Source organism: Microbacterium sp. 05N427, assembly GCF_056397105.1.
In genome coordinates, this window is sequence record NZ_JBFTMT010000001.1 from 1 (window position 1) to 26,085 (window position 26,085).

Annotated in this window: 24 protein-coding genes; 13 read left to right on the top strand and 11 right to left on the bottom strand. The window is 70.9% G+C overall.

Annotation, left to right across the window (positions count from 1 at the left end):
* Nucleotides 1–435: HNH endonuclease signature motif containing protein (locus AC1DG4_RS00005; RefSeq protein WP_477421025.1), on the top strand; the 435-nt coding region annotated here is incomplete at its 5' end.
* 302 nt (nucleotides 436–737) lie between these two features.
* On the opposite strand, the gene AC1DG4_RS00010 is transcribed toward AC1DG4_RS00005, so the two are convergent.
* Complete coding sequence (locus tag AC1DG4_RS00010) at nucleotides 738–1,100, bottom strand: ArsR/SmtB family transcription factor (RefSeq protein ID WP_477382175.1); 363 nt, start codon at nucleotides 1,098–1,100, stop codon at nucleotides 738–740.
* 100 nt (nucleotides 1,101–1,200) lie between these two features.
* On the opposite strand from AC1DG4_RS00010, the gene AC1DG4_RS00015 reads away from it, so the two are divergent.
* Both AC1DG4_RS00015 and AC1DG4_RS00020 read left to right on the top strand, forming a co-directional pair.
* Entirely contained in the window at nucleotides 1,201–2,499 is a 1,299-nt protein-coding gene (locus tag AC1DG4_RS00015; protein WP_477382176.1) for an FAD-dependent oxidoreductase, read from the top strand.
* A 20-nt stretch (nucleotides 2,500–2,519) separates the two neighbouring features.
* The gene (locus tag AC1DG4_RS00020) at nucleotides 2,520–2,930 is read left to right on the top strand and encodes an arsenate reductase ArsC (protein WP_477382177.1); all 411 of its coding nucleotides are present in this window, start codon (nucleotides 2,520–2,522) and stop codon (nucleotides 2,928–2,930) included.
* 29 nt (nucleotides 2,931–2,959) lie between these two features.
* Here the strand turns inward: AC1DG4_RS00020 and AC1DG4_RS00025 are convergent, their stop codons facing one another.
* The 4 genes from AC1DG4_RS00025 to AC1DG4_RS00040 form a co-directional block, all read right to left on the bottom strand.
* Entirely contained in the window at nucleotides 2,960–3,433 is a 474-nt protein-coding gene (locus AC1DG4_RS00025) for a DUF3237 domain-containing protein (RefSeq protein WP_477382178.1), read from the bottom strand.
* Entirely contained in the window at nucleotides 3,430–3,915 is a 486-nt protein-coding gene (locus tag AC1DG4_RS00030; RefSeq protein ID WP_477382179.1) for a MarR family winged helix-turn-helix transcriptional regulator, read from the bottom strand. The genes AC1DG4_RS00025 and AC1DG4_RS00030 overlap by 4 nt, the downstream gene beginning before the upstream one ends.
* Complete coding sequence (locus AC1DG4_RS00035) at nucleotides 3,912–5,258, bottom strand: flavin-dependent oxidoreductase (protein WP_477420408.1); 1,347 nt, start codon at nucleotides 5,256–5,258, stop codon at nucleotides 3,912–3,914. The genes AC1DG4_RS00030 and AC1DG4_RS00035 overlap by 4 nt, the downstream gene beginning before the upstream one ends.
* Before the next feature lie 239 nt (nucleotides 5,259–5,497).
* The gene (locus tag AC1DG4_RS00040) at nucleotides 5,498–6,187 is read right to left on the bottom strand and encodes a TetR/AcrR family transcriptional regulator (protein WP_477382181.1); all 690 of its coding nucleotides are present in this window, start codon (nucleotides 6,185–6,187) and stop codon (nucleotides 5,498–5,500) included.
* A gap of 141 nt (nucleotides 6,188–6,328) precedes the next feature.
* Between AC1DG4_RS00040 and AC1DG4_RS00045 the strand changes: the two genes are divergently transcribed.
* The 8 genes from AC1DG4_RS00045 to AC1DG4_RS00080 all read left to right on the top strand — a co-directional run bounded on the left by AC1DG4_RS00045 (nucleotide 6,329) and on the right by AC1DG4_RS00080 (nucleotide 16,813).
* On the top strand, nucleotides 6,329–8,068 hold the full coding sequence (locus AC1DG4_RS00045; RefSeq protein WP_477382182.1) for an amidohydrolase: 1,740 nt from the start codon (nucleotides 6,329–6,331) through the stop codon (nucleotides 8,066–8,068).
* Entirely contained in the window at nucleotides 8,065–9,753 is a 1,689-nt protein-coding gene (locus AC1DG4_RS00050) for an ABC transporter substrate-binding protein (protein WP_477382183.1), read from the top strand. Before AC1DG4_RS00045 ends, AC1DG4_RS00050 begins: the two co-directional genes overlap by 4 nt.
* 87 nt (nucleotides 9,754–9,840) lie before the next feature.
* Entirely contained in the window at nucleotides 9,841–10,797 is a 957-nt protein-coding gene (locus AC1DG4_RS00055) for an ABC transporter permease (RefSeq protein ID WP_477382184.1), read from the top strand.
* Nucleotides 10,794–11,660, top strand: a complete 867-nt coding sequence (locus AC1DG4_RS00060; protein WP_477382185.1) for an ABC transporter permease — start codon at nucleotides 10,794–10,796, stop codon at nucleotides 11,658–11,660. The genes AC1DG4_RS00055 and AC1DG4_RS00060 overlap by 4 nt, the downstream gene beginning before the upstream one ends.
* Entirely contained in the window at nucleotides 11,657–13,294 is a 1,638-nt protein-coding gene (locus AC1DG4_RS00065; RefSeq protein ID WP_477382186.1) for a dipeptide ABC transporter ATP-binding protein, read from the top strand. Before AC1DG4_RS00060 ends, AC1DG4_RS00065 begins: the two co-directional genes overlap by 4 nt.
* Nucleotides 13,295–13,468: 174 nt before the next feature.
* Entirely contained in the window at nucleotides 13,469–14,863 is a 1,395-nt protein-coding gene (locus tag AC1DG4_RS00070) for an amidase (protein ID WP_477382187.1), read from the top strand.
* Between the two features lie 71 nt (nucleotides 14,864–14,934).
* Nucleotides 14,935–16,122, top strand: coding sequence for a 4-hydroxybenzoate 3-monooxygenase (locus AC1DG4_RS00075; protein WP_477382188.1), 1,188 nt, complete (start codon nucleotides 14,935–14,937; stop codon nucleotides 16,120–16,122).
* Nucleotides 16,123–16,189: 67 nt separating this feature from the next.
* Nucleotides 16,190–16,813, top strand: coding sequence for a histidine phosphatase family protein (locus AC1DG4_RS00080; RefSeq protein ID WP_477382189.1), 624 nt, complete (start codon nucleotides 16,190–16,192; stop codon nucleotides 16,811–16,813).
* A gap of 87 nt (nucleotides 16,814–16,900) precedes the next feature.
* Here AC1DG4_RS00080 and AC1DG4_RS00085 read toward each other — a convergent pair whose 3' ends face one another.
* Entirely contained in the window at nucleotides 16,901–18,304 is a 1,404-nt protein-coding gene (locus AC1DG4_RS00085) for an aminotransferase class III-fold pyridoxal phosphate-dependent enzyme (protein ID WP_477382190.1), read from the bottom strand.
* Nucleotides 18,305–18,324: 20 nt separating this feature from the next.
* Complete coding sequence (locus AC1DG4_RS00090) at nucleotides 18,325–19,824, bottom strand: CoA-acylating methylmalonate-semialdehyde dehydrogenase (RefSeq protein WP_477382191.1); 1,500 nt, start codon at nucleotides 19,822–19,824, stop codon at nucleotides 18,325–18,327.
* Between the two features lie 110 nt (nucleotides 19,825–19,934).
* Here AC1DG4_RS00090 and AC1DG4_RS00095 point away from each other — a divergent pair, with 110 nt between their 5' ends.
* A complete protein-coding gene (locus AC1DG4_RS00095) occupies nucleotides 19,935–21,599 on the top strand; it encodes a PucR family transcriptional regulator (RefSeq protein ID WP_477382192.1) in 1,665 nt (554 codons plus the stop codon).
* Between the two features lie 28 nt (nucleotides 21,600–21,627).
* Here AC1DG4_RS00095 and AC1DG4_RS00100 read toward each other — a convergent pair whose 3' ends face one another.
* The 4 genes from AC1DG4_RS00100 to AC1DG4_RS00115 form a co-directional block, all read right to left on the bottom strand.
* The gene (locus AC1DG4_RS00100; RefSeq protein ID WP_477382193.1) at nucleotides 21,628–22,053 is read right to left on the bottom strand and encodes a VOC family protein; all 426 of its coding nucleotides are present in this window, start codon (nucleotides 22,051–22,053) and stop codon (nucleotides 21,628–21,630) included.
* A 147-nt stretch (nucleotides 22,054–22,200) separates the two neighbouring features.
* Complete coding sequence (locus AC1DG4_RS00105) at nucleotides 22,201–22,545, bottom strand: cupin domain-containing protein (protein ID WP_477382194.1); 345 nt, start codon at nucleotides 22,543–22,545, stop codon at nucleotides 22,201–22,203.
* A complete protein-coding gene (locus tag AC1DG4_RS00110; RefSeq protein ID WP_477382195.1) occupies nucleotides 22,542–23,936 on the bottom strand; it encodes an NAD(P)/FAD-dependent oxidoreductase in 1,395 nt (464 codons plus the stop codon). Before AC1DG4_RS00110 ends, AC1DG4_RS00105 begins: the two co-directional genes overlap by 4 nt.
* A gap of 104 nt (nucleotides 23,937–24,040) precedes the next feature.
* Entirely contained in the window at nucleotides 24,041–24,508 is a 468-nt protein-coding gene (locus AC1DG4_RS00115; protein ID WP_477382196.1) for an Lrp/AsnC family transcriptional regulator, read from the bottom strand.
* Between the two features lie 100 nt (nucleotides 24,509–24,608).
* Here AC1DG4_RS00115 and AC1DG4_RS00120 point away from each other — a divergent pair, with 100 nt between their 5' ends.
* A complete protein-coding gene (locus AC1DG4_RS00120) occupies nucleotides 24,609–26,042 on the top strand; it encodes an aminobutyraldehyde dehydrogenase (protein ID WP_477382197.1) in 1,434 nt (477 codons plus the stop codon).
* Nucleotides 26,043–26,085 lie beyond the last annotated feature (43 nt).

Here is a 26,085-nt window from a genome sequence, read left to right on the forward strand (position 1 = left end):
ACCGACACCGCCCGCACCCTCACCGGCCGGGCGACCGCGTGGGAACGAGTCCTCACCCACCCGATCACCGGGGCGATCCTCGCCGTCGACCACTACCGGCCCAACACCGACCTACGCCGCCTCCTACACGCCCGCGACTCCCGCTGCCGATTCCCGACCTGCGGACTCCCACCCCGCACCCAAGACCTCGACCACACCATCGACGCCGCCCACGGCGGGCCCACCGAAGAAGGCAACCTCGGCGGACTCTGCCGACGCCACCACGTCCTCAAACACCAAACCACCTGGACAGTGAAACAACACGGCGCAGGGATCCTGGAATGGACCAGCCCCACCGGGGTGGCCTACATCGACCGGCCACCCGCACCCGTCACATTCACCATCGACGACCCGGATCCACCCCCGGAACCGGACCCCGAACCCTCCGGATTCTGACCAGTGCGGGCCACCCGGCCCCTCGCCCATGAGCGCGGTCGGAGCACCTGAGAGCGCAGCCAGAGCACCAGAGCGCGGCCAGAGCACCAGAGCGCGGTCGGAGCACCTGAGAGCGCGGCCAGAGCGCCAGGGCGAAGTCAGAGCACCAGAGCGCGGCCAGAGCACCAGGGCGCGGCCAGAGCGCCAGAGCCTCCAGAGCGAAGCCAGAGCAGCCGGAGCGAAGCCAGAGCCTCCAGAGCGAAGTCAGAGCCTCCAGAGCGAAGTCAGAGCCTCCAGAGCGAAGCCAGAGCAGCGGAGCGCGGTCAGAGCGTCCGAAGCGAGGCCGCGGCAGCGTCCAGCGCACCCTCGGCGATCGCGAAGTAGGCCCATTTGCCGCGCTGCTCGCGCGTGACGAGCCCGGCCTCGGCGAGCAGCTTCATATGATGCGAGACCGTGCCCTGAGAGAGCCCGACCGGTTCGGTGAGATCGCAGATGCACGCCTCGCCACCCTCGCCGGCACCGATGAGCGAGAGCAGCTTGACGCGCGTCGGATCCCCCAGCGCCTTGAACACGCGCGCGATCCGCTCGGCCTCCTCGACCCCGACCCGGGGCTCGCGCCCGGTGGCGCAGCAGGCGTCACCGTCGGCGCAGGCGTCGCCGGCGACGATGGTCACGGGGAGCGTCATGCGCCCATCCTTCCACGTATTGACATTCATCGATAGATGATGGACCGTAGTCGCATTGATGTTCTTCAATCTGATGCTGTTCCCGATCCGAGGAGTGCAGATGTCCGACCTGCCTGTCGTCGTCGTGGGTGCAGGCCCCCAGGGCCTCGCCGCCGCCGCTCATCTCGTCGAGCGCGGGCAGGACGTGGTCGTCCTGGAACGCGGCGACAGCGCGGCCTCGGCTGTCTCGGAATGGGGACACGTACGACTGTTCTCAGGATGGCCGGAACTCATCGACGCCGCAGCGCAACGGCTCCTCGACGGCACCGGCTGGGACACCCCGAGTGAGGGGTACCCGACCGGCCGGGAATGGATCGACCTCTACCTCGATCCTCTCGCCAGGGCCCTGGGCGACCGCGTCCGCACCAGCACCGCGGTGACCGGCATCGCCAGAGCTGAGCGCGATCGGGTCGTCGACTCGGGTCGCCGCGAGGTCGCGTTCACTGTGCACACCGTCAGCGCGGACGGACGGGAGGGGCGCATCGACGCAAAGGCCGTCCTCGACGCGTCCGGCACCTGGTCGGCACCGGGTCCGGCCGGCGCCGACGGCCTTCCGGCGCTCGGTGAACGCACGGCCGGCGATCGGATCTCGTACCGGATCCCCGACGACGTATCGGCTCTCGCGAGGAAGCACGTGCTCGTCGTGGGCGCCGGCAACTCCGCCGCACACGCCGTGCTCCGCCTCACCGAGCTGGCGCGCACGGAGCCGGGGACCAGGGTCAGCTGGGTGCTCCGGCGCGGCGGAACGGGATCCGTGTTCGGCGGCGGCGACGGCGACGCCCTGCCCCAGCGCGCCGCGCTCGGCGTCCGCGCGCGGCGGGCCATGGAGAAGGGTCTCGTCGAGGTGGTCACCGGGTTCCGCGTGGCAGAGTTCCGCCCTGGTGCGGACGGCGTCACGGTCGTGGCCGGCGACGGGCGCGAGATCCCGGGCGTCGCCCACGTCTTCGCGCTCACCGGCTTCCGCCCCGACACGTCCTTCCTGACCGAGCTGCGGATCGACCTCGACCCCGCATTGGAGGCGGTGGCCGGAATCGCCGCCGAGATCGATCCGAACATCCACTCGTGCGGATCCGTCGGCGCAACCGGCGCGCGCGAGCTCGCGCAGCCGGAATCCGGGTTCTTCATCGTCGGGGCGAAAAGCTATGGCCGCGCACCGACCTTCCTCGCCCTCACCGGCTACGAGCAGGTCCGCAGCGTGGTCGCGCACCTCGCCGGCGACCTGGAGGCCGCGGCCCGCAACGAGCTCGCTCTCCCGGCCACCGGGGTGTGCGGAGGATCCGGCGACTTCGACACGACCGGCGGAAGCTGCTGCGCCGCCCCCGTCCTTCAGATCGGCGCCCGCCCGGTCGCCGTAGGCTGAACCTGGAAACGAGGAGACGCATGACCGCCGAAGCCACCCCCGCCGTGCTGTTCGTCTGCGTGCACAACGCGGGCCGCTCCCAGATGGCCGCGGGCTTCCTGCGCGAGATCGCGGGCGACCGCATCGAGGTTCGCTCCGCCGGATCCCTGCCCGCCGAGCAGATCAACCCCGTCGCCGTCGCCGCGATGGCCGAGCTCGGCATCGACATCGCCGCGGAGCAGCCCAAGGTCCTCACCACGGAGGCGGTGCAGGACTCCGATGTCGTCATCACGATGGGCTGCGGCGACGCGTGCCCGTTCTTCCCCGGCAAGCGCTACGAGGACTGGACGCTCGACGACCCGGCGGACCAGGGCATCGAGGCCGTGCGGCCGATCCGCGACGAGATCCGCCGACGGATCCAGCAGCTCGTGGGCGAGCTCCTACCCGCCTGAGGCGGGGCGCCGACCGGGCGGTGCGCGACTCAGTCGACCCGGTGCACCCGATAGCGGACTTCGGATCCGTCCCGGCGGCAGACCGCGACGAAGAGCCTGCGCTGCAGGTCCGCGAACTCGGGAGCAGCCGCTTCGACCTCGAAGGTCGTCCGGAAGTAGTACTCGCCCGGATCCACCGGCTCACCACGACCCAGCCGGGCAAGGACGTCGGCCGACCCGCTGCGCACCCCGCGCGTGCGGATGAGCAGAGGCCCCGCGGCCGCGACGGCGGAGTACTCGGCGTCGATACCGATCGTGCCATCGGACGCGATCAGCTGCCGGTCGAATCCACCGGGGAGGATCTCGGCGTCGAGGGATCCCGTGATCCGCCCGCCGAGGATCGGCACCACGCGCCGGTGTCCGGCCGACGTGACGCCGTGATCTCGCGGAGGACCGACCTGCACCGTGACATCGAACGCCGGCTCGAACCGGGGATCCGGGAGCTCTGCGAAGAAGTCGCTCACCGCACACCCCCTCGCAGCGCGGCGGCGAGCTTTTCGAGGGCCGGGACCGCAGCGGTGACGGCCGCGCGATCGCCCGGATCCAGACTCGCCAGCGCATCCCGCAGGAGTTCACCCGCGGTCTGGTCGAAACGCCCGAAAAGGTCGAGCGCGCGCGCCGACAGGGAGACGACGACCCGGCGGCCGTCGCCCTCGGCGCTGCGCCGCTCGATGAGGCCGTCGGCTTCCATCGCGCCGAGCAGGTTGCTGACCGTGGAGCGGTTGAGGTGCAGCGCCTCCGCGAGCTCGGCCGGCCCTCGCTCCGCACCGCCGGAGGACGGCAGCAGCGCGCGCACGATCTCGATCTGCGCGTCGGGGATGTCGGGCAGCTCTCCGCGCTCGCGCGCCGCGGCGAGCAGGGTGCGCCGCAACGGCGAGATGACCGCGGCGAGGCGGCTCTCGGGGTCGCCGGTGGTCATGTCGGCGGACCCCGAACGGCCGCTCACGCCGGATCCCCGACGCTGAGCGAAGCGCGCTCGTTGAGGATCGACGGGGCGAACCCCGCGGCGCGCTTGTAGGCGTTCGCGATCTCCTCGCGCTCGTTCCGCGGGATCACGTCATCGATGTGCGCGAAACCCTGCGGGGCGCGCTCGGCTGCGAGCAGCATGACCCGTTCCGGACCGGTCGCACGGGTGCCGGCCAGCAGCGCGGTCATCGCGGGGCGGCGTGCCTCCTCGTAGCCGGCGAGCGCCGCGTCGATCGCCGCGCCCTCCGCCGAGTCGCCCGCCGCGCTCTCCGCCGAGCCGCCCGCGCCGCCGGCGGCGCGGTCCGCCGCATCGGCCGCACGCACCGCGGTGCCGAGGTGGAACGCGAGGGTGCGCGCGTCGAGGATCGCCTGGGATCCGCCGTTCGAACCGTTGGGATACATCGCGTGCGCGGCGTCGCCGACGAGCGTGGTGCGCCCGAAGGTCCACTGCGGCAGCGCATCGCGGTCGACCATCGGATACTCCAGGATCTCTTCCGCGTTCGCGATGATCGCCGGCACGTCCAGGCCGTCGAACGTCCAGTCCGCGAAGAGCTCGGCGATCGGCCCCGGATCCACGGCGCGATTCCAGTCCGCACGGTCTTTGAGGCTCTCGAAGGGGCCGGTGCCGCGCTGCTCGGCGATGAAGTTCAGCCGCTGGCGCCCGTTCTGCGGAGCACCCAGCGGGTACGCGACGAACTTCTGCTCGCCGTCGCCCGCCATGATCATCGTGCGGCCGTCGACGAGCACCGGCGCGTCGGCGACCCCGCGCCACAGCGTGAGCCCGCTCCACGGCGGAGCACCCTCGGCCGGATAACGCAGTGCGCGCAGCGCGGAGTGGATCCCGTCCGCCCCGATCACCACGTCGTAGGTCGCCGTGATCTCGCCGTCCGCGGTCGCGAATCGGGCCGTCTCGGATCCGTCGTCCTCGCCCTGCACGTCCACGAGGCGATGGCCGAGTCGGATCACGTCACCGAGGCGCTCCACGACCGCGTCACGCAGGGAGAGCTGCAGTCGCCCGCGGTGCACGGAGAGCTGCGGCCAGCGGTAACCGGCGGCGAGTCCGCGCGGCTCGCTCCAGATGTGCTGGCCGAAACGGTTCATGTAGACGAGCGTCTCGGGGGCGACGCCGAGCGCCTCGACGCGGTCGCGCAGGCCGAGCTCTGTGAGCTCGCGGATCGCATGCGGGAGCAGGTTGAGCCCGACCCCCAGACCGCGGATCCGGTCCGTCCGCTCATGCACCGTGATGTCGCGGAAGCCGGCGGCCTCCAGACTGAGCGCGGTGGCGAGCCCGCCGATCCCCGCGCCGATGATTCCGATCCGCATCGATCTGCTCCTGTTCCCGGCACCCTCGCCGTCGAAGCCTAGTTTTGTCACAAAACTATCTCCGCCGCAAGCCCCGGGCCCAGGTCGCAGTTCCGGCGCAAGCCCGCCGTTTGGGTCGCAGTTCCGGCGCTTTCCGCGGCGTCTGAGCAGCAGATACTGCGACCCAGGCCACAGCAGACCACCGCAAGCCACAGCAAGCCACAGCAGGGCACAGGCGGGCCCGGCCGGCGAAGCCGGCGTCAGCGGGCGGCGGCGCGCTCGGCGGACTCCAGGACGAGGTCGACCCCGAGGAAGAACAGATCGCGGTCGCGCAGCGAGGCGAGCGCGACCGTGTGCGCCGCGATCCGGGGATGGCTGCGCGGATCCGCGAGCGGTGGCTCGTCGAACCACGGGCCGTCGAGGTCGTCGTCGCCGCGGTCGGCCCTGGCCCTCGCGATGCCCGCCGCGGTCGACAGCACGTGCGACGCGAGCAGCGCATAGTGGCGCACGACGTCGGCCTCACTGAGACCTGCCGTGGTGAACGCCTCGAGCATGAGCTCGATCGCGCTGAGCTCGCCGGGGCCGTGGGTGGTGAGCGTCGTCGCCTCCGCGCCGACCGCAGGATACGTCGAGTACAGATCCAGCGTGGCCCCGGCCAGCGCCCGCAGGCGCCCCTGCCAGTCCTCGACGGGCAGGTCGACCGTCACGACCGCGCGCTGCGTGATGTCGTCCAGCAGCGCCCGCATGAGGTCGTCCTTGCTGCGGAAGTGCCGGTAGATCGCGGTCGGATCCGCGCCCAGCCGCGTGCCGAGCTCGCGCACCGAGATCGACGCCGCCCCCGACGCCGCCAGCTCCAGCCCCGCGGACACGATCACGCCCGCATCCAGACGCGGACGCATCGGCACTGCATCGTCGATGTCCCCGCCGCGACGGGCATTCTTCGGTGGCATATCCCCTCCTGCCTCTATCGTGCCACGCCTGCAACGCGCTGTCATCGCTTTAGTCAACAGTGTTGACATCACCCTTGACTCTCGTTAGCTTTATCGCATCCCACGGCCATTCGGCCCTGCTTCAACGACGAAAGGCGGATGATGACGACGCGCGTCTTCCACGGCGGATCGGTGTTCACCGGATCCGGATCCCCCCTGCTCGGCCAGGCCGTCATCGTGCGCGACGAGCGCATCGACCGGATCGTGCCCGAGTCCGAGCTGGCCGCGTTCGTCGGCACGGAGCCCGCCGATTCCCTCGAGCTCATCGACCTGCGCGGGGCTCTGCTGAGCCCCGGCTTCCAGGACGCGCACATCCACGCGGTCGGCGGCGGGGTCGAACTGCTGCAGTGCGACCTCAGCGGCACCGAGAGCGCCGAGGAGGCGGTGGCCGCCGTCCGCGCCTACGCCGAGGCGAACCCCGACGAGGAGTGGATCCTCGGCGGCGGCTGGTCGATGGACTGCTTCCCCGGCGGCAACCCGACCCGCGACCTGCTCGACGCCGCAGCCCCCGGCCGACCCGTGCTGCTTGCCAGCCGCGACCACCACAGCCTGTGGGCGTCGACCGCGGCCATCGAGCTCGCCGACATCACCGCCGCGACCCCGGAGCCCGCCGACGGCGTGATCATCCGCGAGGCCGACGGCTCCCCGGCCGGCACCTTCCACGAGGGCGCCGGAGACCTGTTCGGCGACGTACGCCCGGTGACCGGCGAGGACCTGCGGTACCGCGGCCTGCTGCGCGCCCAGGAGGAGCTCATCGCTCTCGGCATCACCGGCTGGCAGGATGCCATGGTCGGCGGCGGCGCCGCGGGCATCGCGGATCCGCTCCCCGCCTACGAGCGCGCGATCGCCGAAGGCACGCTGACCGTGCACGTCACCGGCGCCCAGTGGTGGGCGCGCGAGGGCGGCATCGAGCAGGTCGCACACATGGTCGCAGAGCGGCGGCGGATCTCCGAGCTCGGAGCGCCAGAGCGCCTCGAGATCGGCACCACCAAGATCATGGTCGACGGCGTCGCCGAGAACCACACCGCCGCCATGCTCACCCCGTACCGCGATGCGCACGGGCACGACACGCACAACCACGGGCTGAGCTTCATCGAACCGGCACGCCTCCGCGCGTACGTGACGGCGCTCGACGCGGCGGGCCAGCAGGTGCACATGCACGCGCTCGGGGACCGCGCGGTGCGCGAGGCCCTGGATGCGCTGCAGGACGCCAGGGACGCGAACGGCGCCACCGACGGCCGCCACCACCTCGCACACCTGCAGGTCGTGGCCGAGGAGGACGTGCCCCGGTTCGCGGAACTCGACGCGGTCGCGAACATCCAGGCGCTGTGGGCCACGCACGAGGACCAGATGGACACACTCACGCTGCCCTTCCTGCAGGACGGCCAGGAGGCGCGGCACTACCCGTTCGGCGACTTCGTGCGCGCGGGGGTGAAGCTCGCCGCCGGCAGCGACTGGCCGGTCTCCAGTGCGGCCCCGATCGACGCCGTGCATGTCGCCGTGAACCGGGCGTTCCCGGGCTCCGAGCGTCCGCCGCTCGCAGGGGAGGCGCAGAGGATCGACCTCGCCACCGCACTGGCCGCCTACACATCCGGCACCGCGTACGTCAACCACCGCGACCACGACACGGGCAGCATCCGTCCCGGCTACCGCGCCGACCTCGTCGTGCTGGATCCGTCGCCGTTCGACGTGCCGGCCGAGGAGATCTTCCGCAGCCGAGTCGTGCAGACCTGGATCGACGGGCGCCGGGTGTACGCCGCCGAGAGCGCCCTCGCCACCGCCGCGGGGTCCGCCGCCCCCGAGAACACCACCCGCACCGAGCTCGAAGGAGAGCCGTCATGACCCGAACCCGCCTTCCCCGCGTCGTCCCCCGGCGCCGTTCCGCCGGCGCCCGGCGCACTTCCGCCGTCGCGCTGGGGGCTGCGGTCCTGGTCGCCGTGACCTCCCTGACCGCCTGCTCCGGCGGCGCGAGCGGCGCCTCCAGCGGATCCGCCGGGTCGGACTGGAAGCTCACCACGAAGACGGCCGCCGCCACCGGTGACATCGACGCCTACTCGTTCGCGCTGTACGCGGAGCCCGCCACGCTCGACTACGCCTACGCGTTCGACTACCCCGACAACCAGGTGCTCGCCAACGTGTGCGAGTCGCTGCTGCGCCTGAACCCGGACTACACGCTGAGCCCGGGACTCGCGAAGAGCTTCTCCAACCCCGACCCGCTCACCTGGGTCTACGAGATCCGCGACGGCGTGACCTTCCACGACGGCACGCCGCTGACCGCCGCCGACGCCGTCGCCTCGATGCAGCGGATCATGGATCCGCAGGTCGGATCCAGCTGGTTCTCCGTGTACCAGAACGTCGACTCGATCACGCAGACCGGGCCGATGGAGGTCACGGTCAAGACCAAGATCCCCGACTCGCAGTTCAACCAGGGCATGGGCGGATCCGCCGGCGTCATCGAGTCGGCTGCGACCCTTGCGGCGAAGGGCAAGGACTACGGCAACTCGACCGGCCTCGTGAACTGCACGGGTCCGTTCTCCCTGAAGCAGTGGAAGTCGGGCGAGTCCCTCACGCTGGAGCGCTATGACGGCTACTGGGACAAGGACCTGCGTGCGAAGTCGGCGAAGGTGACGTTCTCGATCATCCCCGACGCCACCGCGCGCGTGAACGCGATGAAGTCGGGGAGCGTGGACGGATCCTGGATGATCCCGCTCGAGTCCGCCGCGCAGCTGCAGGCCTCGGGCAAGGGCGACGTGCTGTACGCCCCCTCCACCGCCACGAGCGACCTCGTCATCAGCAACATGAAGGGCGTGCTCGGCGACAAGCGCGTGCGCCAGGCGCTCATGATGGCACTCGATCGGCCTGGCATCCTCAAGGGGGCGTCGCAGAACATCGGCGAGACCACGGACGTGCTGACCACGAAGCTGGTCTGGGGATCCGCGTCCGATGCCGCGAAGAAGGCCGCTTTCGAGGACGTCACCCATTACAAGAAGGACGTCGCCGCGGCGAAGAAGCTCGTCGAGGAGGCCGGCGCGACCGGCAAGGAACTCGTCTACGTGACGTCGCCCATCGGCAACGACTTCTCCGTCGTCTCGCAGGCGACCATGGCGGCCGCACAGTCGATCGGCCTGAAGCTGACCATCAAGACGGTGAGCCCCGCGCAGTACACCGCACTGTTCAGCGACCCGAGCGCGCGCGAGGGCGTCGACCTGTTCTACACGGTCTGGTACCTGTCCAGCCCCGACGCCCTCGAGATGTACGGGGTGCTGCGCACCGGGGACTTCAGCAATTACGGAGGCTGGAGCGATCCGGCCTTCGACGAGGTCGTCAACAAGGCCGTCGGCACAATGGATCCCGCCGCGCGCAGCGAGCTGACCGCGAAGGCGCAGCAGATCGCGAACGAGGAACTGCCCTGGCTGCCGATCGCCTCCGGTCCGCTGCCGCTGTTCCTCGGCAAGCGCATCACCGGCCTCGACCCGTCGATGGCGTTCCTCTACTACCCGTGGGCGGCCCAGATCGGCAAGCGCTGACCCGCCTCCTCCATCCGATGAGCCGCCTCCGGGAACGACGCACGTTCTGCGCCGCTTCCGGAGACGGCCGAGACCACAGGTGACGCCATGAGCACTCTCCGCCGCGTCGCGGGGAAGCTGGGCGGGCTGCTGCTCACCCTCTTCCTCGCTTCGCTCCTCGTCTTCTTCTCCCGGTTCCTCGTCCCCGGCGACCCGATCCGTTTCCTGCTGCGCGGCCGCAAGCCCTCACCGGAGGCGATCGCCGACGTCACCGCGCAGTACGGCCTGGATCTGCCCCCGTGGGAGCAGTATCTGCGCTGGATCGGCGGGGTGCTGCACGGCGACTTCGGCCGCTCGCTGCAGTTCCGCCAGGACGTCACCCAGGTGCTCGGCGACCGGCTGCCGGTCACGCTCACCCTCGTCGTCATGGCCGGGGCGATCATCGCGGTCGTCGGCGTGATCGGCGGCGCACTCGCGGCGCTGAACAAGGGGCGCCCGGCCGACCGCGGGATCCTGATCACGCTCACTGTGCTCGGCGCGATCCCCTCGTTCGTCGGATCCATCGTGCTCATCGCGATCTTCTCGGTGCAGCTGGGCTGGTTCCCCTCCTTCGGATCGGGATCCGGGTTCTGGGACATGGCCTATCACCTGGTGTTGCCGTCGATCGCCCTGGCGATCGTGTTCATCGTGCTGGTCGGCAAGGTCACCCGCTCGGCGATGGTCGAGCAGCTGAACCGCGACCACGTCGAGGTCGCCACCTCGCGCGGCATCCCCCGCGTCGCCGTGATCCGCCGGCACGTGCTGCGCAATGCGCTCGGCCCGATCCTCACCGTGTCCGGGGTGCTCGTGGCCGGACTCATCGTGGCGAGCTCGATCGTCGAGCAGGCCTTCGGTCTCGCCGGGATCGGCTCCCTCCTGGTCGGCTCCGTCGACCGCCTCGACTTCCCCGTCGTGCAGGCGATCGTCCTGCTCGTCGTCACCGCCTTCGTCGTCGTGAACGCGATCATCGACGTCCTCGAACCCTGGATCGACCCGCGATCCGCCGCAGGAGCTGGTGCCAGATGACCTCCTCAGCCCCCACCCTGGCCGTACGCGTGCTGCGCATGCCGAAGAAGATGCGCGGTCGCGGCATCGTGATCACGAGCCTCGTCGTCCTCGCCGTCGTCGTGCTCGCCGCGATCCTCGCCCCCTGGGTCGCGCCCTTCGATCCGGACGCGGTCGACTTCACCGCGTTCTATGCCCCGCCGTCCGCCGCGCATTGGCTCGGCACCGACTCGCTGGGCCGTGACCTGCTCAGCCGCATCATCTGGGGCGGCCGTACGGCCCTGCTCGGTCCGCTGCTCGTCGTGGTGTTCTCCACGATCCTCGGCATCCTGCTGGGCCTGCTCGCGGGCTGGCGCGGCGGCTGGATCGACGCGGTGCTCGGCCGCATCTTCGACGTGCTGTTCGCCTTCCCCTCGCTGCTGATCGCGATGATGGCGGTCGCGCTGTTCGGCAAGGGGCTGGTCGCGCCGGTGATCGCGATGAGCATCTCGTACGCGCCGTTCGTGGCGCGCCTGACGCGGTCGCTCGTGGCGGCCGAACGCACGCGCCCGTATGTCGCGGCCTACCGCGTGCAGGGATTCGGCGGGTCGTGGATCGCGGTGCGCCGGGTGCTGCCGAACATCGCGCCGATCGTGGGCGCGCAGTCGACCCTGAACTTCGGCTACGTGCTCGCCGAGCTCGCAGGGCTCTCCTTCCTCGGCCTCGGCGTGCAGGCGCCGACGGCCGACTGGGGCGCGATGATCAACGAAGCCCAGGCCGGCATCGCCGCGGGCCAGTTCCTTCCGGCGATCGCGCCCGCCGTCGTGGTGGTGCTCGTGGTCGTCGCCGTCAACATCGTCGGCGAGGATCTCTCCGACCGCATCGGAGGGGAGATCCCCGCATGACCGGCTCCACGCTTCTCGGCTCGTCCGCACCGTCGTCCGCGACCGCGCTTCTCGACATCCGTGACCTGACGCTCGACCTCCCGGATGGCCGCCGCCTGCTGCACGGGATCTCGCTCTCCGTCGCCCCCGGCGAGACCGTGGGACTCGTCGGCGAGTCCGGATCCGGCAAGTCCCTCACCGCCCGCACCGTGCTCGGCCTCACCCCCGACCGTGCCGTGATCGGCGGGTCCGTCTGGATCGGCGGCGCGGGCTCGGCCGACGGCCGGTCGCCGCTGTCCCCCGGATCGCTCCGCGCGATCCGCCGGTCCGACGCGGCGATGGTGTTCCAGGATCCGCGCGCCGGCATCAACCCGATGCGCACGATCGGCGATCATCTCACCGAGGCGCTGCGGCTGAACGACGGCTGGTCGCGGTCGAAGGCCAGGGCCAGGGCGGCCGACCTGCTCGCCGATGTGCGGCTGCCGTACCCCGCCGAGCATCTCGACCAGCACCCGCACGAGCTGAGCGGCGGTATGCTCCAGCGCGTCATGATCGCGGGCGCACTGACGACCTCGCCCCGCCTGCTCGTCTGCGACGAGCCCACCACGGCCCTCGACGTGACCACGCAGGCCGAGATCGTGCAGGTGCTGCGCGAGCTGTGCGCGGAACGCGGCATGGGCATGCTGTTCATCACGCACGACCTCAACCTCGCCGGATCCCTGTGCGACCGGCTGGTCGTGATGAAGGACGGTGCCGTCGTCGAGGAGGGTCCTGCGCTCGACGTGCTGCGCGCCCCCGAGGCGGAGTACACGCGGCGGCTGGTCGCGGCCACACCGCGGCTGACCGGCGACGACGGAGCAGTGGCGTCCGATGCGCCCTCGGCGGCGATGGTCGAGGTGGTCGGCGTCTCGAAGACGTACCGCGTGCGCGGCCGGGGCGAGGTGCACGCGGTCGCCGACGCGGACCTGCAGATCCCGGTGGGCGGAGCCCTCGCCGTCGTGGGCGAATCCGGATCCGGGAAGTCCACGCTCGCCCGCATGATCGTGGGCCTGGAGCAGACCGACACCGGCACGATCTCCATCGCCGGACGCGGGATCACCGGGCACGCGATCGGGCGGGACGAGCGTCTCGCCCGCGCCAAGAGCGTGCAGATGGTCTTCCAGGATCCGTACCTGTCACTGGATCCACGGATCCCGGCCGGCCAGGCCGTCGGCGACGTGCTGCGGCTGCACGCGGGTCTCGACAAGGCCGCCGCCGCCGAGCGGGCCCTCGAACTGCTGACGGCCGTCGGGCTCGGCGAGGAGCACGCGGTCGCCCGGCCCAAGACGCTCTCCGGCGGACAGCGGCAGCGCGTGGCGATCGCCCGCGCCCTCGCGATCGAGCCCGACCTGCTGGTGATGGACGAGGCCACGAGCGCCCTGGATGTCTCGGTGCAGGCGCAGGTGCTGGACCTGGTCGCCGAGATCCGCCGCCAACAGGGCCTGACGCTGCTGTTCATCAGCCATGATCTGGCCGTGGTGCGCAGGGTCTGCGAACAGACCCTGGTGATGCGCCGCGGCGAGATCGTGGAACGCGGCACGACAGCCGAGATCCTCACGAATCCGCAGCACGAATACACCCGCCTGCTGCTGGACTCGGTCCCCGTCCCTGCCTGACCGGTCCCGGGTCCGGGCTGCCCCGGTCCCGGGCCGCGGTCCGTCCGTGTCCTGGTCCCGGGCCGCGGTCCGTCCGTGTCCCACTTTCGGCCCCACCATGTCCCGATTTCGGCCCTCCGGAAGCACATTCCGGGACCAGAAGTGGGACATGGCCCTCTCCACGAAGGAACTCCCATGGAACTGCACCACCTCACCGCCACCGAAGCCGCCGCGCGTTTCCGCCGTCGCGAGCTGTCCCCCGTCGAACTGCTCGACGCGGTCGTCGCGCGCACGGTGGCCACGGAACCCGTGATCAACGCCGTCACGGAGCAATGGCTCGATGAGGCGCGCGCCGCGGCCGCGGCCTCCGAGGAGCGCTTCGCCCGCGGCGAGACCACGGGCTCGCTCGAGGGCATCCCGCTGATGCTCAAGGAGGAGCAGCCGATCGCCGGCCGCACCGCGGAGGAGGGCAGTCTGCTCGAACGCGGGCACGTCGCAGACGAGACGCACCCGATCGTGGAGCGGATCCAGGCCGCCGGCGCGGTGGTGCACGGCCGCACGACGACGCCGGAGTACTGCTGCGCCCCGGTCACCCACACGGCGCTGTGGGGCGTGACGCGCAACCCGTGGAACACGGCGTTCACGCCGGGCGGATCGTCGGGCGGATCCGGCGCCGTCCTCGCGGCCGGATCCACGATCCTCGCGACCGGATCCGACATCGGCGGATCGATCCGGATCCCTTCGTCGTTCTGCGGCGTGGTCGGGTTCAAGCCGCCGTTCGCCCGCGTTCCGGGCATGGCGCCCTTCAACTCCGACACGTACTGCGCCGACGGGCCGATGGGCCGCAGCGTCGCCGATGTCGCCCTGCTGCAGAACGTGATCTCGGGCCCGTGGGCGGGCGACGCGGCATCGCTGCGCGAGGCCGTCACGGTGTCGGGCGCCGTGGAGTCCCTCGCGGGGATGCGGATCGCCGTCTGCATGGACCTCGGCGGCTACGCCGTCGATCCGGCGATCGAGGAGAACACCCTGACCGTGGTCGCGGCGCTCCGCGCGGCGGGCGCGACCGTCGAGCCGGTCGATCTGCCGTGGGGCCCCGGGCGGGTGCTGGAGACCGCCTGGCCGCACTTCGGCGCGGTGATGGGACCGTTCATCGAGAGCATCGCGGACGGGGATCCCGAGCGCACCGCGTTGCTCATGCCGTACACCCGTGCGTTCGCGGAGTCGGCGGCGAACGGCGGGGACTTCGTCACGGGGCTCGAGGCCGAATCCGCGTTCTACCGGCCGTTCGGCGAGCTCATGGAGCGCTTCGACGCGCTCCTCTGCCCCACGATCGCCACCACGGGCCTCGACGCCGAAGAGCCGTGCACCGACAGCGCCGCGGTGTTCGCGCAGCTCATGACGCTGCCGTTCAACGTGATCGGCCGGGTTCCCGTGCTCGCCGTGCCGTCCGGCATCGCTCCGAACGGCGTGCCCACGGGCGTGCAGATCGTGGGGCGCACCTTCGACGACGCCACGGTGTTCCGCGTGGGCGCCGCGCTCGAGCAGGAGCTCGGCCTGTGGACGGATCCGGCGTGGTGGCCGGCGCTCTGAATCTTGTTCAATGAGAAAGAGCGCCTGGTGCGCCGGCGGCTCGGCGAAGCTGGCGCGGTCGAAGGAGACTCATGACCGCCACCATCCGCACCCGCGTCGCCATCGTCGGCGCGGGGCCCGCAGGACTGCTGCTCTCGCACCTGCTCGCTGAGGCGGGCATCGAATCCGTCGTGATCGACCAGCGCTCCCGCGCCGAGATCGAGCGCACCATCCGCGCCGGGATCCTGGAGCAGGGCACCGTCGACCTGCTGACGACGACCGGCGCCTCCACGCGCGTGCTCACCGACGGGCATCGGCACGACGGCATCGAGCTGCGCTTCGACGGAGAGGGCCACCGGTTCGACTTCCCCGCCCTCTGCGGGCGCAGCGTGTGGCTGTACCCGCAGCACGAGGTCCTGAAGGATCTCATCGCGGCGCGCCTCGCGGCCGGCCAGGACATCCGGTTCGGCATGACCGCGACCGACGTCCAAGATCCCGATTCCGACCGCCCGCGGGTGATCGCCGCAGACGCCGACGGGACCGCCCTGGAGATCGAGGCCGACCTCGTGGTCGGGGCTGACGGCTCGCGCGGCGTCGTGCGGCGGACCGTCACCGGCGGATCCGGCACCAGCTACTTCCGGGAGTACCCGTTCGCCTGGTTCGGCATCCTCGCCGAGGCGCCGCCGAGCAACGACGTGCTCATCTACAGCAGTTCGGACGACGGTTTCGCCCTGATCAGCCAGCGCAGCGAGACCGTGCAGCGGATGTACTTCCAGTGCGATCCGTCGACGGACGCGGCGGGCTTCAGCGACGACCGGATCTGGGACGAGCTTCAGAAGCGCGTGCCCGGCACGACCCTGAAGCAGGGGCCGATCATCCAGCGCGACGTGCTGAAGTTCCGTAGCTTCGTGTCGCACGAGCTGCGCCGCGGGCGCACGGTGCTCGTCGGCGATGCCGCGCACACGGTGCCACCGACCGGCGCGAAGGGCATGAACCTCGCGGTCGCCGACGTGGTGCTGCTGAACCGGGCGATCAGGGCGCTGCTGCAGGGCGGCGACGAGCGTCCGCTGGACGCCTACCCCGAGGCCGCGTCGCGGCGCATCTGGAAGGCGCAGCACTTCTCCTGGTGGATGACGAGCCTGCTGCACAGCACCCCGGAGGCCTCCGGCTTCGACCGTCGCCGGCAGCGCGGCGAGCTGCGGATGGTCACCGAGTCGGAGGCCGGCCGCCGCTATCTCGCCGAGGCGTACACCGGCTGGCCGTTCGAGACGGCGCTGTGAACGACCGGTCGCGGCGCGAGCCGTCCGACCTCGGACAGGGCGGAGCCGGACTGCCTAGGCTGAGAGCATGACGCGGATCTGGGTGGTGCGGCACGGGCAGAGCATGCTGAACGAGGCTGAGCGCATGCAGGGCTGGTCCGATGCGCCGCTCACCGCGCTCGGCCGCGAGCAGGCGACGGCACGCGGGCTCGACTTCGCCGCCGCCGGAGTAACGTTCGACGCCGCCTTCTCGGGCGACGGGATCCGGCACCGCGAGACCGCGAGCCGGCTGCTCGACGCGGCAGGATCCGGGCTGCAGGCCCAGCAGGACCCGCGCTGGCGCGAGCTCTGCTTCGGGCGGCTCGAGGCCGTGCGCGCCCGCAAGTTCTTCCGGCTCATGCAGGCGCATGCGGCGGCCGACAATCCGTTCATCGCGACGCTGGACGCGCTCGCCGAGAAGGATCCGCTCGCCGAGGCCCCCGCGGACGTCGCCCGACGCGCGACCGCGGCGCTGCACGACGTCGCCGGCGCCGGATCCGAGGTGCTCGTGGTGACCAGCGGCATCACGATCCTGACTCTGCTGCACGGCCTCGGCGCCGACCTCGAGCACCTCGCCACCGGCCCCGAGAACCTGTCGGTCTCCACGGTGCTGCGCATCGAAGACGGCTGGCTGATCGACCGTGTCGCGGATCCGGATCCGGTCGCGGTCTGAGGAATCCGCCCCCGAACACCCGACCTGCCCCGAACACCACGGATCCCGCCCACGAGGGACGGGATCCGGGCGCGCCCCCAGCGCGGCTCAGTCGGTGTAGGAGTCCGCGACGTCGAGCGCCTCGTCGAGCACCGCGAGACCGCGGACCAGCTCGTCTTCGGTGATCACGAGCGGCGGCGCCACGTGCATGCGGTTGAAGTGGGTGAACGGCCAGACGCCGCCCTTCTTCGCCGCCGCGGCGAACGCGCCCATCGGCGCCGCGTCGGCCCCTGCCGCGTTGAACGGCACGAGCGGCTCGCGGGTCTCCTTCGAGCGCACAAGCTCCACGGCCCAGAACAGGCCCTGCCCGCGCACCTCGCCGATGCTCGGGTGCTTCTCGGCCCACGCCTGCAGCGTCGGCTCGACGATCCGGGATCCGAGGTCGCGCACGCGCTCCAGGATCCCGTCGCGGCGGAACACCTCGAAGGTCGCGACACCGGCCGCGCAGGCCAGCGGGTGGCCCGAATAGGTGAGCCCGCCGGCGAAGGAGACGTTGTCGAACGCTGCGGCGATCCGGTCTGAGATCACGACGCCGCCGAGCGGCACGTAGCCCGAGTTCACGCCCTTCGCGAAGGTGATGAGATCGGGCTTGGCGTCGAACGCGTCGATGCCGAACCACTCGCCGAGGCGCCCGAAGCCGACCATCACCTCGTCGGCGATGTACACGATGCCGTAGCGGTCGCACAGGTCCCGCACGCCCTGCAGATAGCCCGGCGGCGGCACCAGCACGCCGTTCGTGCCGACCACCGTCTCGATGATGATCGCGGCGATCGTGTTCGGCCCCTCAAGCTGGATCGTCTGCTCGAGGTGCTCGAGCGCGCGCTGCGATTCTTCCGCCAGCGTCGACGAGTGGAACGCGGTGCGGTATAGGTAGGGGCCGAAGAACCGCACCGTGCCGTTGTCGACCGAGTCGTTCGCCCATCGCCGCGGGTCGCCGGTCAGCGAGATCGCGGTGGACGTGGAGCCGTGATAGCTGCGATACATCGACAGCACCTTGCGGCGCCCTGTCGCCGTGCGCGCCATGCGCACCGCGTACTCGTTCGCGTCGGCGCCGCCGTTGGTGAAGAACACCTTCTCCATGCCTTCGGGGGCGACTTCGGCGATGAGCCGGGCCAGCTCACCGCGCACGTCGTTCGCGATCGACGGCTGGATCGTGGCGAGACGACCCGCCTGCTGCTGGATCGCGGCGACCAGATCGGGCTGCTGGTGGCCCAGGTTGAGGTTCACCAGCTGGCTCGAGAAATCGAGATAGGCGTTGCCCTGGTAGTCCCAGAACGTGGATCCTTCGCCCGCAGCCACCGGCACAGGGTCGATGAGCGCCTGCGCGCTCCAGGAGTGGAACACGTGGGCGCGGTCGTCGGCGCGCACCTGCGCCTCGGCGTCGGCGGCCGGCAGCGGGTGCACGGCGCCGTGCCGGTCGGTGTAGTGAGCGGTGTCGGTGAGGGTGCTCATGGTCTCGGATCCTTTCCGCGTCAGTGGTTGCTCGGGAAGCCGAGGTCGACCTGCGCCGGTGTGTTGTCGGGCCAGCGCGTGGTGACGACCTTGGAGCGCGTGTAGAAGTGGATCGACTCGGGGCCGTAGATGTGCGAGTCGCCGAACAGCGACGCCTTCCAGCCGCCGAACGAGAACGCCCCCACCGGGACCGGGATCGGCACGTTGACGCCGACCATGCCGACCTCGATGTCGAACTCGAACTGGCGTGCGGTGCCGCCGTCGCGCGTGAAGACGGCGACGCCGTTGCCGAACTGGTGGGCGTTGACGAGCTCGACCGCCTCCGCGTAGCTGTCCACGCGCACGACGCCGAGCACCGGACCGAAGATCTCGTCCTCGTAGAGCTTCATGCCCGGCTTCACGCCGTCGATGAGGCTGATCCCGGTGAAGAAGCCGTTCTCGTCGAGGCGCTCGCCGGCGGCGATGCGCTTCGTCCCGTCGATGAGCACCGTGGCGCCCTCGCCCGCGGCGCCCGTGACATACGACTCGACGCGATCGCGGTGCTCGCGGGTGATCAGCGGCCCCATCTCGCTCGCGGCGTCGGTTCCGTCGCCGATGCGCAGGTTCTGCACCTTCTCGGTGATCGACGCGATCAGTGGATCCGCGACCTCGCCCACGGCGACCAGCACCGAGACGGCCATGCAGCGCTCGCCGGCCGACCCGTAAGCGGCGGAGACGGCGGCGGCCGCAGCACCGTCGATGTCGGCGTCGGGCATGACGACCATGTGGTTCTTCGCGCCGCCGAGCGCCTGCACGCGCTTGCCGTTCGCCGAGGCGCGCTCATAGATCGACTTCGCGATCGGGGTGGATCCGACGAAGCTGACCGCCTTGACGTCCGGCGAGTCGAGCAGGGTGTCGACCGCGACCTTGTCGCCGTTGACGACGTTGAGCACGCCGTCGGGGAGTCCGGCCTCCTGGAACGCCTTCGCGAGCCAGATCGCCGCGGACGGGTCCTTCTCACTCGGCTTCAGCACGACCGTGTTTCCGCAGGCGATCGCCGAGGCGACCATCCACAGCGGCACCATGACGGGGAAGTTGAAGGGAGTGATGCAGGCGACGACGCCGACCGGCTGCTTGACCGAGTGCACGTCGACGCCGCGGGACACCTGCTCGGCGCGCTCGCCCTTGAGCAGGTGCACGAGACCGGCGGCGAACTCCACGTTCTCGATGCCGCGGGAGACCTCGCCCGCGGCGTCCGAGAGCACCTTGCCGTGCTCGCTCGTGACGATCGCAGCGAGCTCGGGCGTCCGCTCGGCGAGGATCTGGCGCAACCGGAAGAACACGTCGGCGCGCTTGATCAGGCTCGTCGCGCGCCAGGCCGGCAGTGCGGCCTTGGCGGCTGCGATGGCCTGCTCGACCTCGGCGGCGCTTGCGAAGGCGACACTGCGGTGCGCCTCGCCGGTCGCGGGGTTGTACACCGGGCCGGTGCGCTCGGTCGCGCCGGTGTCGGCGCCGTCGATGAAGTGGCGGATCACAGTCACGTGATGCTCCTCGGGTCGGGGATCGATGAGTCGAGACGCGGATCCGGACACTCTGATCGGACGCGTCCGCGGGCTTGTCCTCCCATGCTGGCAAAGGAGAGGATGGATCCGTGCCCTCAGATCGTCTGGACTTCCCCTCCCCTCGGACAGATCGTCCGACCCGGTCCCTGAGCGAGCGAAGCGAGACCCCCCGGTCCCTGAGCGAGCGGAGCGAGACGAAGGGCGACCCCGCCCTCCCCAACGAGCAAAGCGACTCACACCGGTCCCTGAGCGAGCGGAGCGAGACGAAGGGCGACCCCGGCCTCCCCACCGTCGCCGACGCCCTCGAAGTCGCCTCGCTGCAGGCAGGGATCCCGGAGGTGCTGGCCGGATCCGTCGACGTGCCGGTGCGCTGGGTGCACGTGTCCGACAGCGAACGGGTGGCCGCCCTGCTCGACGGCGGGGAGCTGTTGCTCACGACGGGCGCCGGCTGGCCCGGATCCGCCGACGCCCTCACCCGACTCGTCGACGAGCTGGCCGATGCGGGTCTCGCCGGTATCGTGCTGGAGCTCGGCACGCGGTTCGCCGTGGTCCCGCCGCCTCTCGTCGCGGCCTGCCGTGCGCGGGACCTCGCTCTCGTGACCCTCGACCGCGAGGTGAAGTTCGTCGCGGTCACCGAGCAGGTGCACCGCCGCATCATCGCCGGCCAGGTCGAGGCACTCCAGGAGCGGCAGCGACTGCACGAGCTGTTCACCGGACTGAGCCTGCGGGGCGCGCCGGTCGAGGTGGTCGTGCGGGAGACCGCGCGGGCGTTGCGGGCGCCGGTCGTGCTGGAGGATCTCGCGCACGAGGTCGTGGTCGCCGACCCGTTCGACCTCGCCGAAGCAGAGGTGCTGGCCGGCTGGGCTGGGCGGTCTCGCCGCCTGCCGCCGGAGTGGACGCGCGTGCCGGTCGCCGCCCGGGGCACGCGATGGGGCGAGCTCGTCGCGCTGCCAGGACCGCCGCATCCTGCGGGGCCGGCGACGGTGCTCGAGCAGGCCGCCACGGCGCTCGCTCTGTCGCGTCTTGCGGACGGCGAGGGGGCCTGGGCACGACTGCGAGCCGAGGGGCTGATCGCCGCGCTGCTCGGCGAGCGGTACGTGACGGTCGCCGATGTCGAGGCGCGCCTGGAGTCGTCGGGGTTCCCCGTGCGCGGGCGGTCCCTGTTCGTCGCCGTGTCGATGACGGGGGCGTCGCCGCGTTCAGGGCGCGACGAGTGGACCGACGCGAAGGGGACGGCCGACGCCCGCACCCTCACGGCCGACGTCGGATCCGAGCGCATCCTGCTCGTGTCGCTGCCCTCCGGGACGCGGCTGCCGGATCCGCTCGTCGCAGTGCTGGATTCGGGCGCCGTCAGCGATCCCGCCGCGACGACGGCAGAGCTGCTCGCCGCGATCCCGGTCGTGCGGCGCCTCGCCGGACAGGCCGGACCAGGGGAGCTGCTGCGCGTCGCCGACCGGCCGCTCGCGCGCCTCGCCGCCGAACTCAGCGGCGATCACCGGCTCCAGGAGCACAGCGCGCGGCTGCTCGCGCCGCTCATCCGCCACGACGACGCCACGGACGGCGACCTGCTCCGTGTGCTGCGCGCCGTGGTCGCACACCCGGGCAACCGCACCGCGGCGGCGAGCGCATCACACCTCTCCCGCTCTGTGTTCTACCAGCGTCTCGCCCTGATCGCGGATCTGCTGGGCGCCGATCTCGACGACGGCGAGACCCTGTCGGCACTGCATCTGGCACTGCTCGCCCACGGGCGGTGACGGGCGTCGTCACCGCCCACGGATCGACTCACTCCGCCGCGCGCACCCCGCCCATCACGCGCTCCCGCATCTCAGGCGACGGTTCGCCGATCGCGATGATGTTCTCCTCGGTGTCGCTGAACCACGCGCCGCGCTCGTCTCCGAGGTCCGCGATCCCGTCGACGGTCTTGAGCCCTGGGAAGTCGTACTCGTGGAACTCCACCCCGCGCGAGCGCAGCGCCGCCACATCGCGTTCGAGGTCGTCGGTCACGAGGTTGAGGGCGGTGTTCTTCGCCGTGCCCGCGAAGGCCGTGCGGTACACCAGCACGACGGCACCGCCGACGTCATAGAAGAGGTTCTCCGATGCGGCGTCCGTGTAGATCGGATCGCGATCGAGGACGTCGTGCCACCAGCGCTTGGCGCGATCGAGGTCCGTCGCCGGAAGGACGGCCGTCGCCATGAGTTTCTCGAACATGATGAGCCCCAGCCCAGGGGGTTGTCATCCCCGCGTCGGCCCAGCACAACGCCGCGCCACCTGGCGTGCGGATGAGGTCCCCGCGCTGAGTCTATTCCCGCGTGCGCCCTCCGAGAAGGCCTCCCGGAGGACTCCCTCCCGGGGGACTCAGGCGATGTACACCTTGCGCAGGGTCTCGGTGACCGTCCAGGTGGTCCGCATGCCGTCGGCGAGGCGCACGACGGATCCGGGGCCGACCTCGAGATCAGGCAGCGCCGCGTCCTCGAACACGACCCTCGCCCGCCCCGACAGCACGATGAAGAGCTCGTCGACCTCGGTGTCGGTCGCGGTGCCCGGCGTCATCTCCCAGATGCCGATCTCACGATCGCCGGTGTCGTCGAGCACGGCGATGGCCGTGGTCGGAGCGCCGGACACGACCTCGTCCGCGGGCAGCGGCTCGTGAGCGAGGACGAGGCCGGTCATGGCGGTGCCGGCGACGGGCAGCGCGGTCACGAGTCGAACCCCATGCCGACGGCGTCGAGCGTCTTCAGGAACAGGTTGCGCCGGCCCTGGTTGTGATCAGCCTGGTTCATGGCCGCGCGCACGAGGTTGACCCCGACCGAGGCCGCAGGCTCCGGCGGGAACGGGATGGGCTTCGTGCGCACCATCTCCAGCTGGGTGCGCTCCGTGGTGAGCCCCGCGAGCTCGTCGAGCATGACGTCGGCCGCGAACCGGGTCGCCCCGACGCCGAGGCCGGTGAATCCGGTCGCGTATGCGACGCGGCCGCCCCGGGCGGTGCCGAAGAAGGCGCAGAACCGGCTGCACGAGTCGATCGCGCCGGCCCAGCGATGCGTGAAGCGCAGCCCCTCGAGCTGCGGGAACGTGGTGAAGAAGTGCGAGGCGAGCCTCCGGAAGCTCTCCGGCCGGTCCTCGTACTCCTCGCGCACCTTGCCGCCGAAGTGGTAGACGGCGTCGTAGCCGCCGAACAGGATCCGATTGTCGGCGCTCAGCCGGTAGTAGTGGAACTGGTTCGCACTGTCGGCGAGCCCCTGCCGGTTCTTCCAGCCGATCGCCTCGTACTGCTCGGCCGTCAGCGGCTCCGTCATGAGCGCGTAGTCGTAGACGGGTACGGTCATCAGCCGGTTGCGCTTGAGCAGGGAGGGGAACACGTTCGTGGCGAGCGCGACCTGGTCGGCCACGACCGACCCGCTCTCGGCCGTGAGGGTCTGCACGCCCTTGCCGTTCACGCCCGTGACGCGGGTGCGCTCGAAGATCCGCACGCCGAGCTCGGTGGCGACCCGTGCGAGCTCGAACGCGAGTTTGGCCGGATGCACCATCGCGCACCCGGTGCGGTCCCACGATCCGGCGAGGTAGGTCGGCGAGGCGACCTCGGCGCGCACGGCGGCCTCGTCGAGGAAGTCTTCGCCCTCCATCCACTCGATCTGATGCGGTTCGACGGCCACGGCCATCTGCCCCGTGCGCTCCCAGTCCACGTCCATGCCGTAGCGCTCGACCGCGTCCTGGATGCCGTCGAGGTTCTCCCGCCCGAGGCGCTCGAGCTGCGCCATCTCGTCCGGCCAGCGGTTCATGCCGTTCTCTTCGCCGTGCGTGAGGCTCGCCTCGCAGAACCCGCCGTTGCGCCCGGACGCCGCCCAGCCCACCCGGTTGGCCTCGAGCAGCACGACGCTGCGCTGCGGGTCGCGCTCCTTGGCGCGGATCGCAGTCCACAGCCCCGCGTACCCGCCGCCGACGATCGCGAGGTCGGCGCGCACCTCACCCGACAGCGCCGGGAAGGCGGGTCGTTCGACGTCGTCGAGCCAGAACGCGGCATGCGCGGTGTTCTCGAGTGAGCGCTCGATGACCGAGGCGCTCGGTTGCCGTCGTTCGAAGACGGTCGTTCCCATGATGATTCCTGTCCGGGAGGGTGGATGGTTCGTCCATCGGGGCGCGACGCAGCGCCCCGGGTGCCGCGGTGCGGGCGGGTCGGGAGAGCGGCGGGCTCAGCGGATCAGCGCGTGCCCCAGTTGTAGAGGTCCTTGTGGAGCCCCGCGTAGAGGAAGCACTCGGTGTGCGAGACGCCCTCGATGGTGCGGATCCGGGTCGCGATCAGCTCGAGCAGATCCTCGTCGCTCTCGCAGATCGCCTCCGCGAGGATGTCGAAGGATCCGAGCGTCACGTTGACATATGCGATCTCGGGAATATTCGCGATCTCCTCCGCAGCGACGCGCGGATCCCCGTCGACGCGGATGCCCAGCATCGCCATGCGGGAGAATCCGAGTTGGCGGGGATCGGTCACGGCGACGATCTGCACCACTCCGCTGTCGGTGAGGCGCTGCACGCGCTGACGCACGGCCGCCTCGCTGAGTCCCACGGCACGGCCGATCTCGGCGTAGGGCCGACGACCGTCCTCCTGCAGCAGTTCGATGATCCGCTTGGAGACGTCGTCCAGCACCGGGACCTTCGGCTTGTCGCTCATGTGACGATCTTGACATTCTCAATGACTCTCTGCAACTGATTTCGCAGAATTTGATCCCGTTTTCTTTCGATTTCGTCTGTCGTCACCTATCCTGATCAGCATGCAGAGCACCCTGTCGCAGAACTTCATCGGCGGCCGGTCCGTCGCCGCCCACGGCGAGGGCCGCATGGACCTCATCGACCCCGTCACGGAGCAGGTGTACGGCCAGGCCCCGATCTCGGACCGGAGCGACGTCGACGCCGCCTATGCCGCAGCCGCCGCCGCCTTCCCGCTCTGGCGCGACACGACGCCGGCCGCGCGGCAGCTCGCGCTGTTCCGGATCGCCGACGCGATGGCCGCTCGCGCGGAGGAGTTCGCCGACCTCGAGTCGCAGGACACCGGCAAGCCCCGCGCGAACCTCGTGGCCGATGAGATCGAGCAGTCGGTCGATCAGCTGCGCTTCTTCGCGGGCGCAGCGCGCAGCCTCGAGGGTCGCGCCGCCGCGGAGTACATGGCCGGGCACACCTCCTACGTGCGGCGCGAGCCGATCGGTGTGATCGGCCAGGTCACCCCGTGGAACTACCCGCTGAACATGGCCGTGTGGAAGATCGCGCCGGCGCTGGCCGCCGGCAACACCGTGGTGCTGAAGCCCGCAGAGGCCACCCCGCTCACGACGCTGCTCCTCGCCGAGATCGTCGCCGAGCACACGCCCGCAGGAGCGCTGAACGTCGTGCTCGGCGACCGCAGCACCGGCGCCGCCCTCGTCGCGCACAAGACGCCGCAGATGGTCGCGATCACCGGATCCGTCCGGGCCGGCATGGCCGTCGCCGAGTCGGCCGCGGCCGACGTGAAGCGCGTGCACCTCGAGCTCGGTGGCAAGGCCCCCGCGATCGTGTTCCCCGATGCATCGATCGAGAAGGCTGCGGAGGGCATCGTGACCGGCGCGTTCTTCAACGCCGGGCAGGACTGCACCGCCGCGACCCGCGTGATCGTGCACGCCTCGGTGCACGACGCTCTGGTGAAGGCCCTCGTCGAGCGGGTGCGCACGCACGCCCGCACCGGCGCGCCGCACGAGGAGGGCGTGTTCTTCGGACCGCTCTCCAGCGCCGCCCACCTCGCCCAGGTGCAGGGCTTCGTGGATCGCCTGCCCGCGCACGCGACGATCGAGACCGGTGGCAAGCGACAGGGCGACGTCGGGTACTTCTTCGAGCCGACGATCGTCTCCGGCATGCGCCAGGACGATGAGGCCGTGCAGAGCGAGATCTTCGGACCGGTGCTGACCGTGCAGTCCTTCGAGGACGATGACGAAGCCCTCGCCTACGCGAACGACGTGCCCTACGCGCTGGCCGCGTCGGTGTGGACGAAGGACCACACCCGGTCGCTGCACTTCTCCCGGGATCTGGACTTCGGCTGCGTCTGGATCAACACGCACATCCCGTTCGTGTCCGACATGCCGCACGGCGGTTTCAAGCACTCCGGCTACGGCAAGGATCTGTCGCAGTACGGCTTCGACGACTACACGCGCATCAAGCACGTGATGAGCGCGCTCGACTGACACGGGCCAGGAGTGCTACTGTCGCCTACGCCGTGTGGCAGGA

Bases quoted from the DNA above. Each gene is read 5' to 3' on its own strand.
- AC1DG4_RS00085 (WP_477382190.1), bottom strand. From the start codon at position 18,304: ATGAGCACCCTCACCGACACCGCTCACTACACCGACCGGCACGGCGCC.
- AC1DG4_RS00040 (WP_477382181.1), bottom strand. From the start codon at position 6,187: ATGCCACCGAAGAATGCCCGTCGCGGCGGGGACATCGACGATGCAGTG.
- AC1DG4_RS00065 (WP_477382186.1), top strand. From the start codon at position 11,657: ATGACCGGCTCCACGCTTCTCGGCTCGTCCGCACCGTCGTCCGCGACC.
- AC1DG4_RS00120 (WP_477382197.1), top strand. From the start codon at position 24,609: ATGCAGAGCACCCTGTCGCAGAACTTCATCGGCGGCCGGTCCGTCGCC.
- AC1DG4_RS00055 (WP_477382184.1), top strand. From the start codon at position 9,841: ATGAGCACTCTCCGCCGCGTCGCGGGGAAGCTGGGCGGGCTGCTGCTC.
- AC1DG4_RS00110 (WP_477382195.1), bottom strand. From the start codon at position 23,936: ATGGGAACGACCGTCTTCGAACGACGGCAACCGAGCGCCTCGGTCATC.
- AC1DG4_RS00020 (WP_477382177.1), top strand. From the start codon at position 2,520: ATGACCGCCGAAGCCACCCCCGCCGTGCTGTTCGTCTGCGTGCACAAC.
- AC1DG4_RS00115 (WP_477382196.1), bottom strand. From the start codon at position 24,508: ATGAGCGACAAGCCGAAGGTCCCGGTGCTGGACGACGTCTCCAAGCGG.
- AC1DG4_RS00070 (WP_477382187.1), top strand. From the start codon at position 13,469: ATGGAACTGCACCACCTCACCGCCACCGAAGCCGCCGCGCGTTTCCGC.
- AC1DG4_RS00015 (WP_477382176.1), top strand. From the start codon at position 1,201: ATGTCCGACCTGCCTGTCGTCGTCGTGGGTGCAGGCCCCCAGGGCCTC.
- AC1DG4_RS00075 (WP_477382188.1), top strand. From the start codon at position 14,935: ATGACCGCCACCATCCGCACCCGCGTCGCCATCGTCGGCGCGGGGCCC.
- AC1DG4_RS00045 (WP_477382182.1), top strand. From the start codon at position 6,329: ATGACGACGCGCGTCTTCCACGGCGGATCGGTGTTCACCGGATCCGGA.
- AC1DG4_RS00100 (WP_477382193.1), bottom strand. From the start codon at position 22,053: ATGTTCGAGAAACTCATGGCGACGGCCGTCCTTCCGGCGACGGACCTC.
- AC1DG4_RS00035 (WP_477420408.1), bottom strand. From the start codon at position 5,258: ATGCGGATCGGAATCATCGGCGCGGGGATCGGCGGGCTCGCCACCGCG.
- AC1DG4_RS00050 (WP_477382183.1), top strand. From the start codon at position 8,065: ATGACCCGAACCCGCCTTCCCCGCGTCGTCCCCCGGCGCCGTTCCGCC.
- AC1DG4_RS00060 (WP_477382185.1), top strand. From the start codon at position 10,794: ATGACCTCCTCAGCCCCCACCCTGGCCGTACGCGTGCTGCGCATGCCG.
- AC1DG4_RS00010 (WP_477382175.1), bottom strand. From the start codon at position 1,100: ATGACGCTCCCCGTGACCATCGTCGCCGGCGACGCCTGCGCCGACGGT.
- AC1DG4_RS00080 (WP_477382189.1), top strand. From the start codon at position 16,190: ATGACGCGGATCTGGGTGGTGCGGCACGGGCAGAGCATGCTGAACGAG.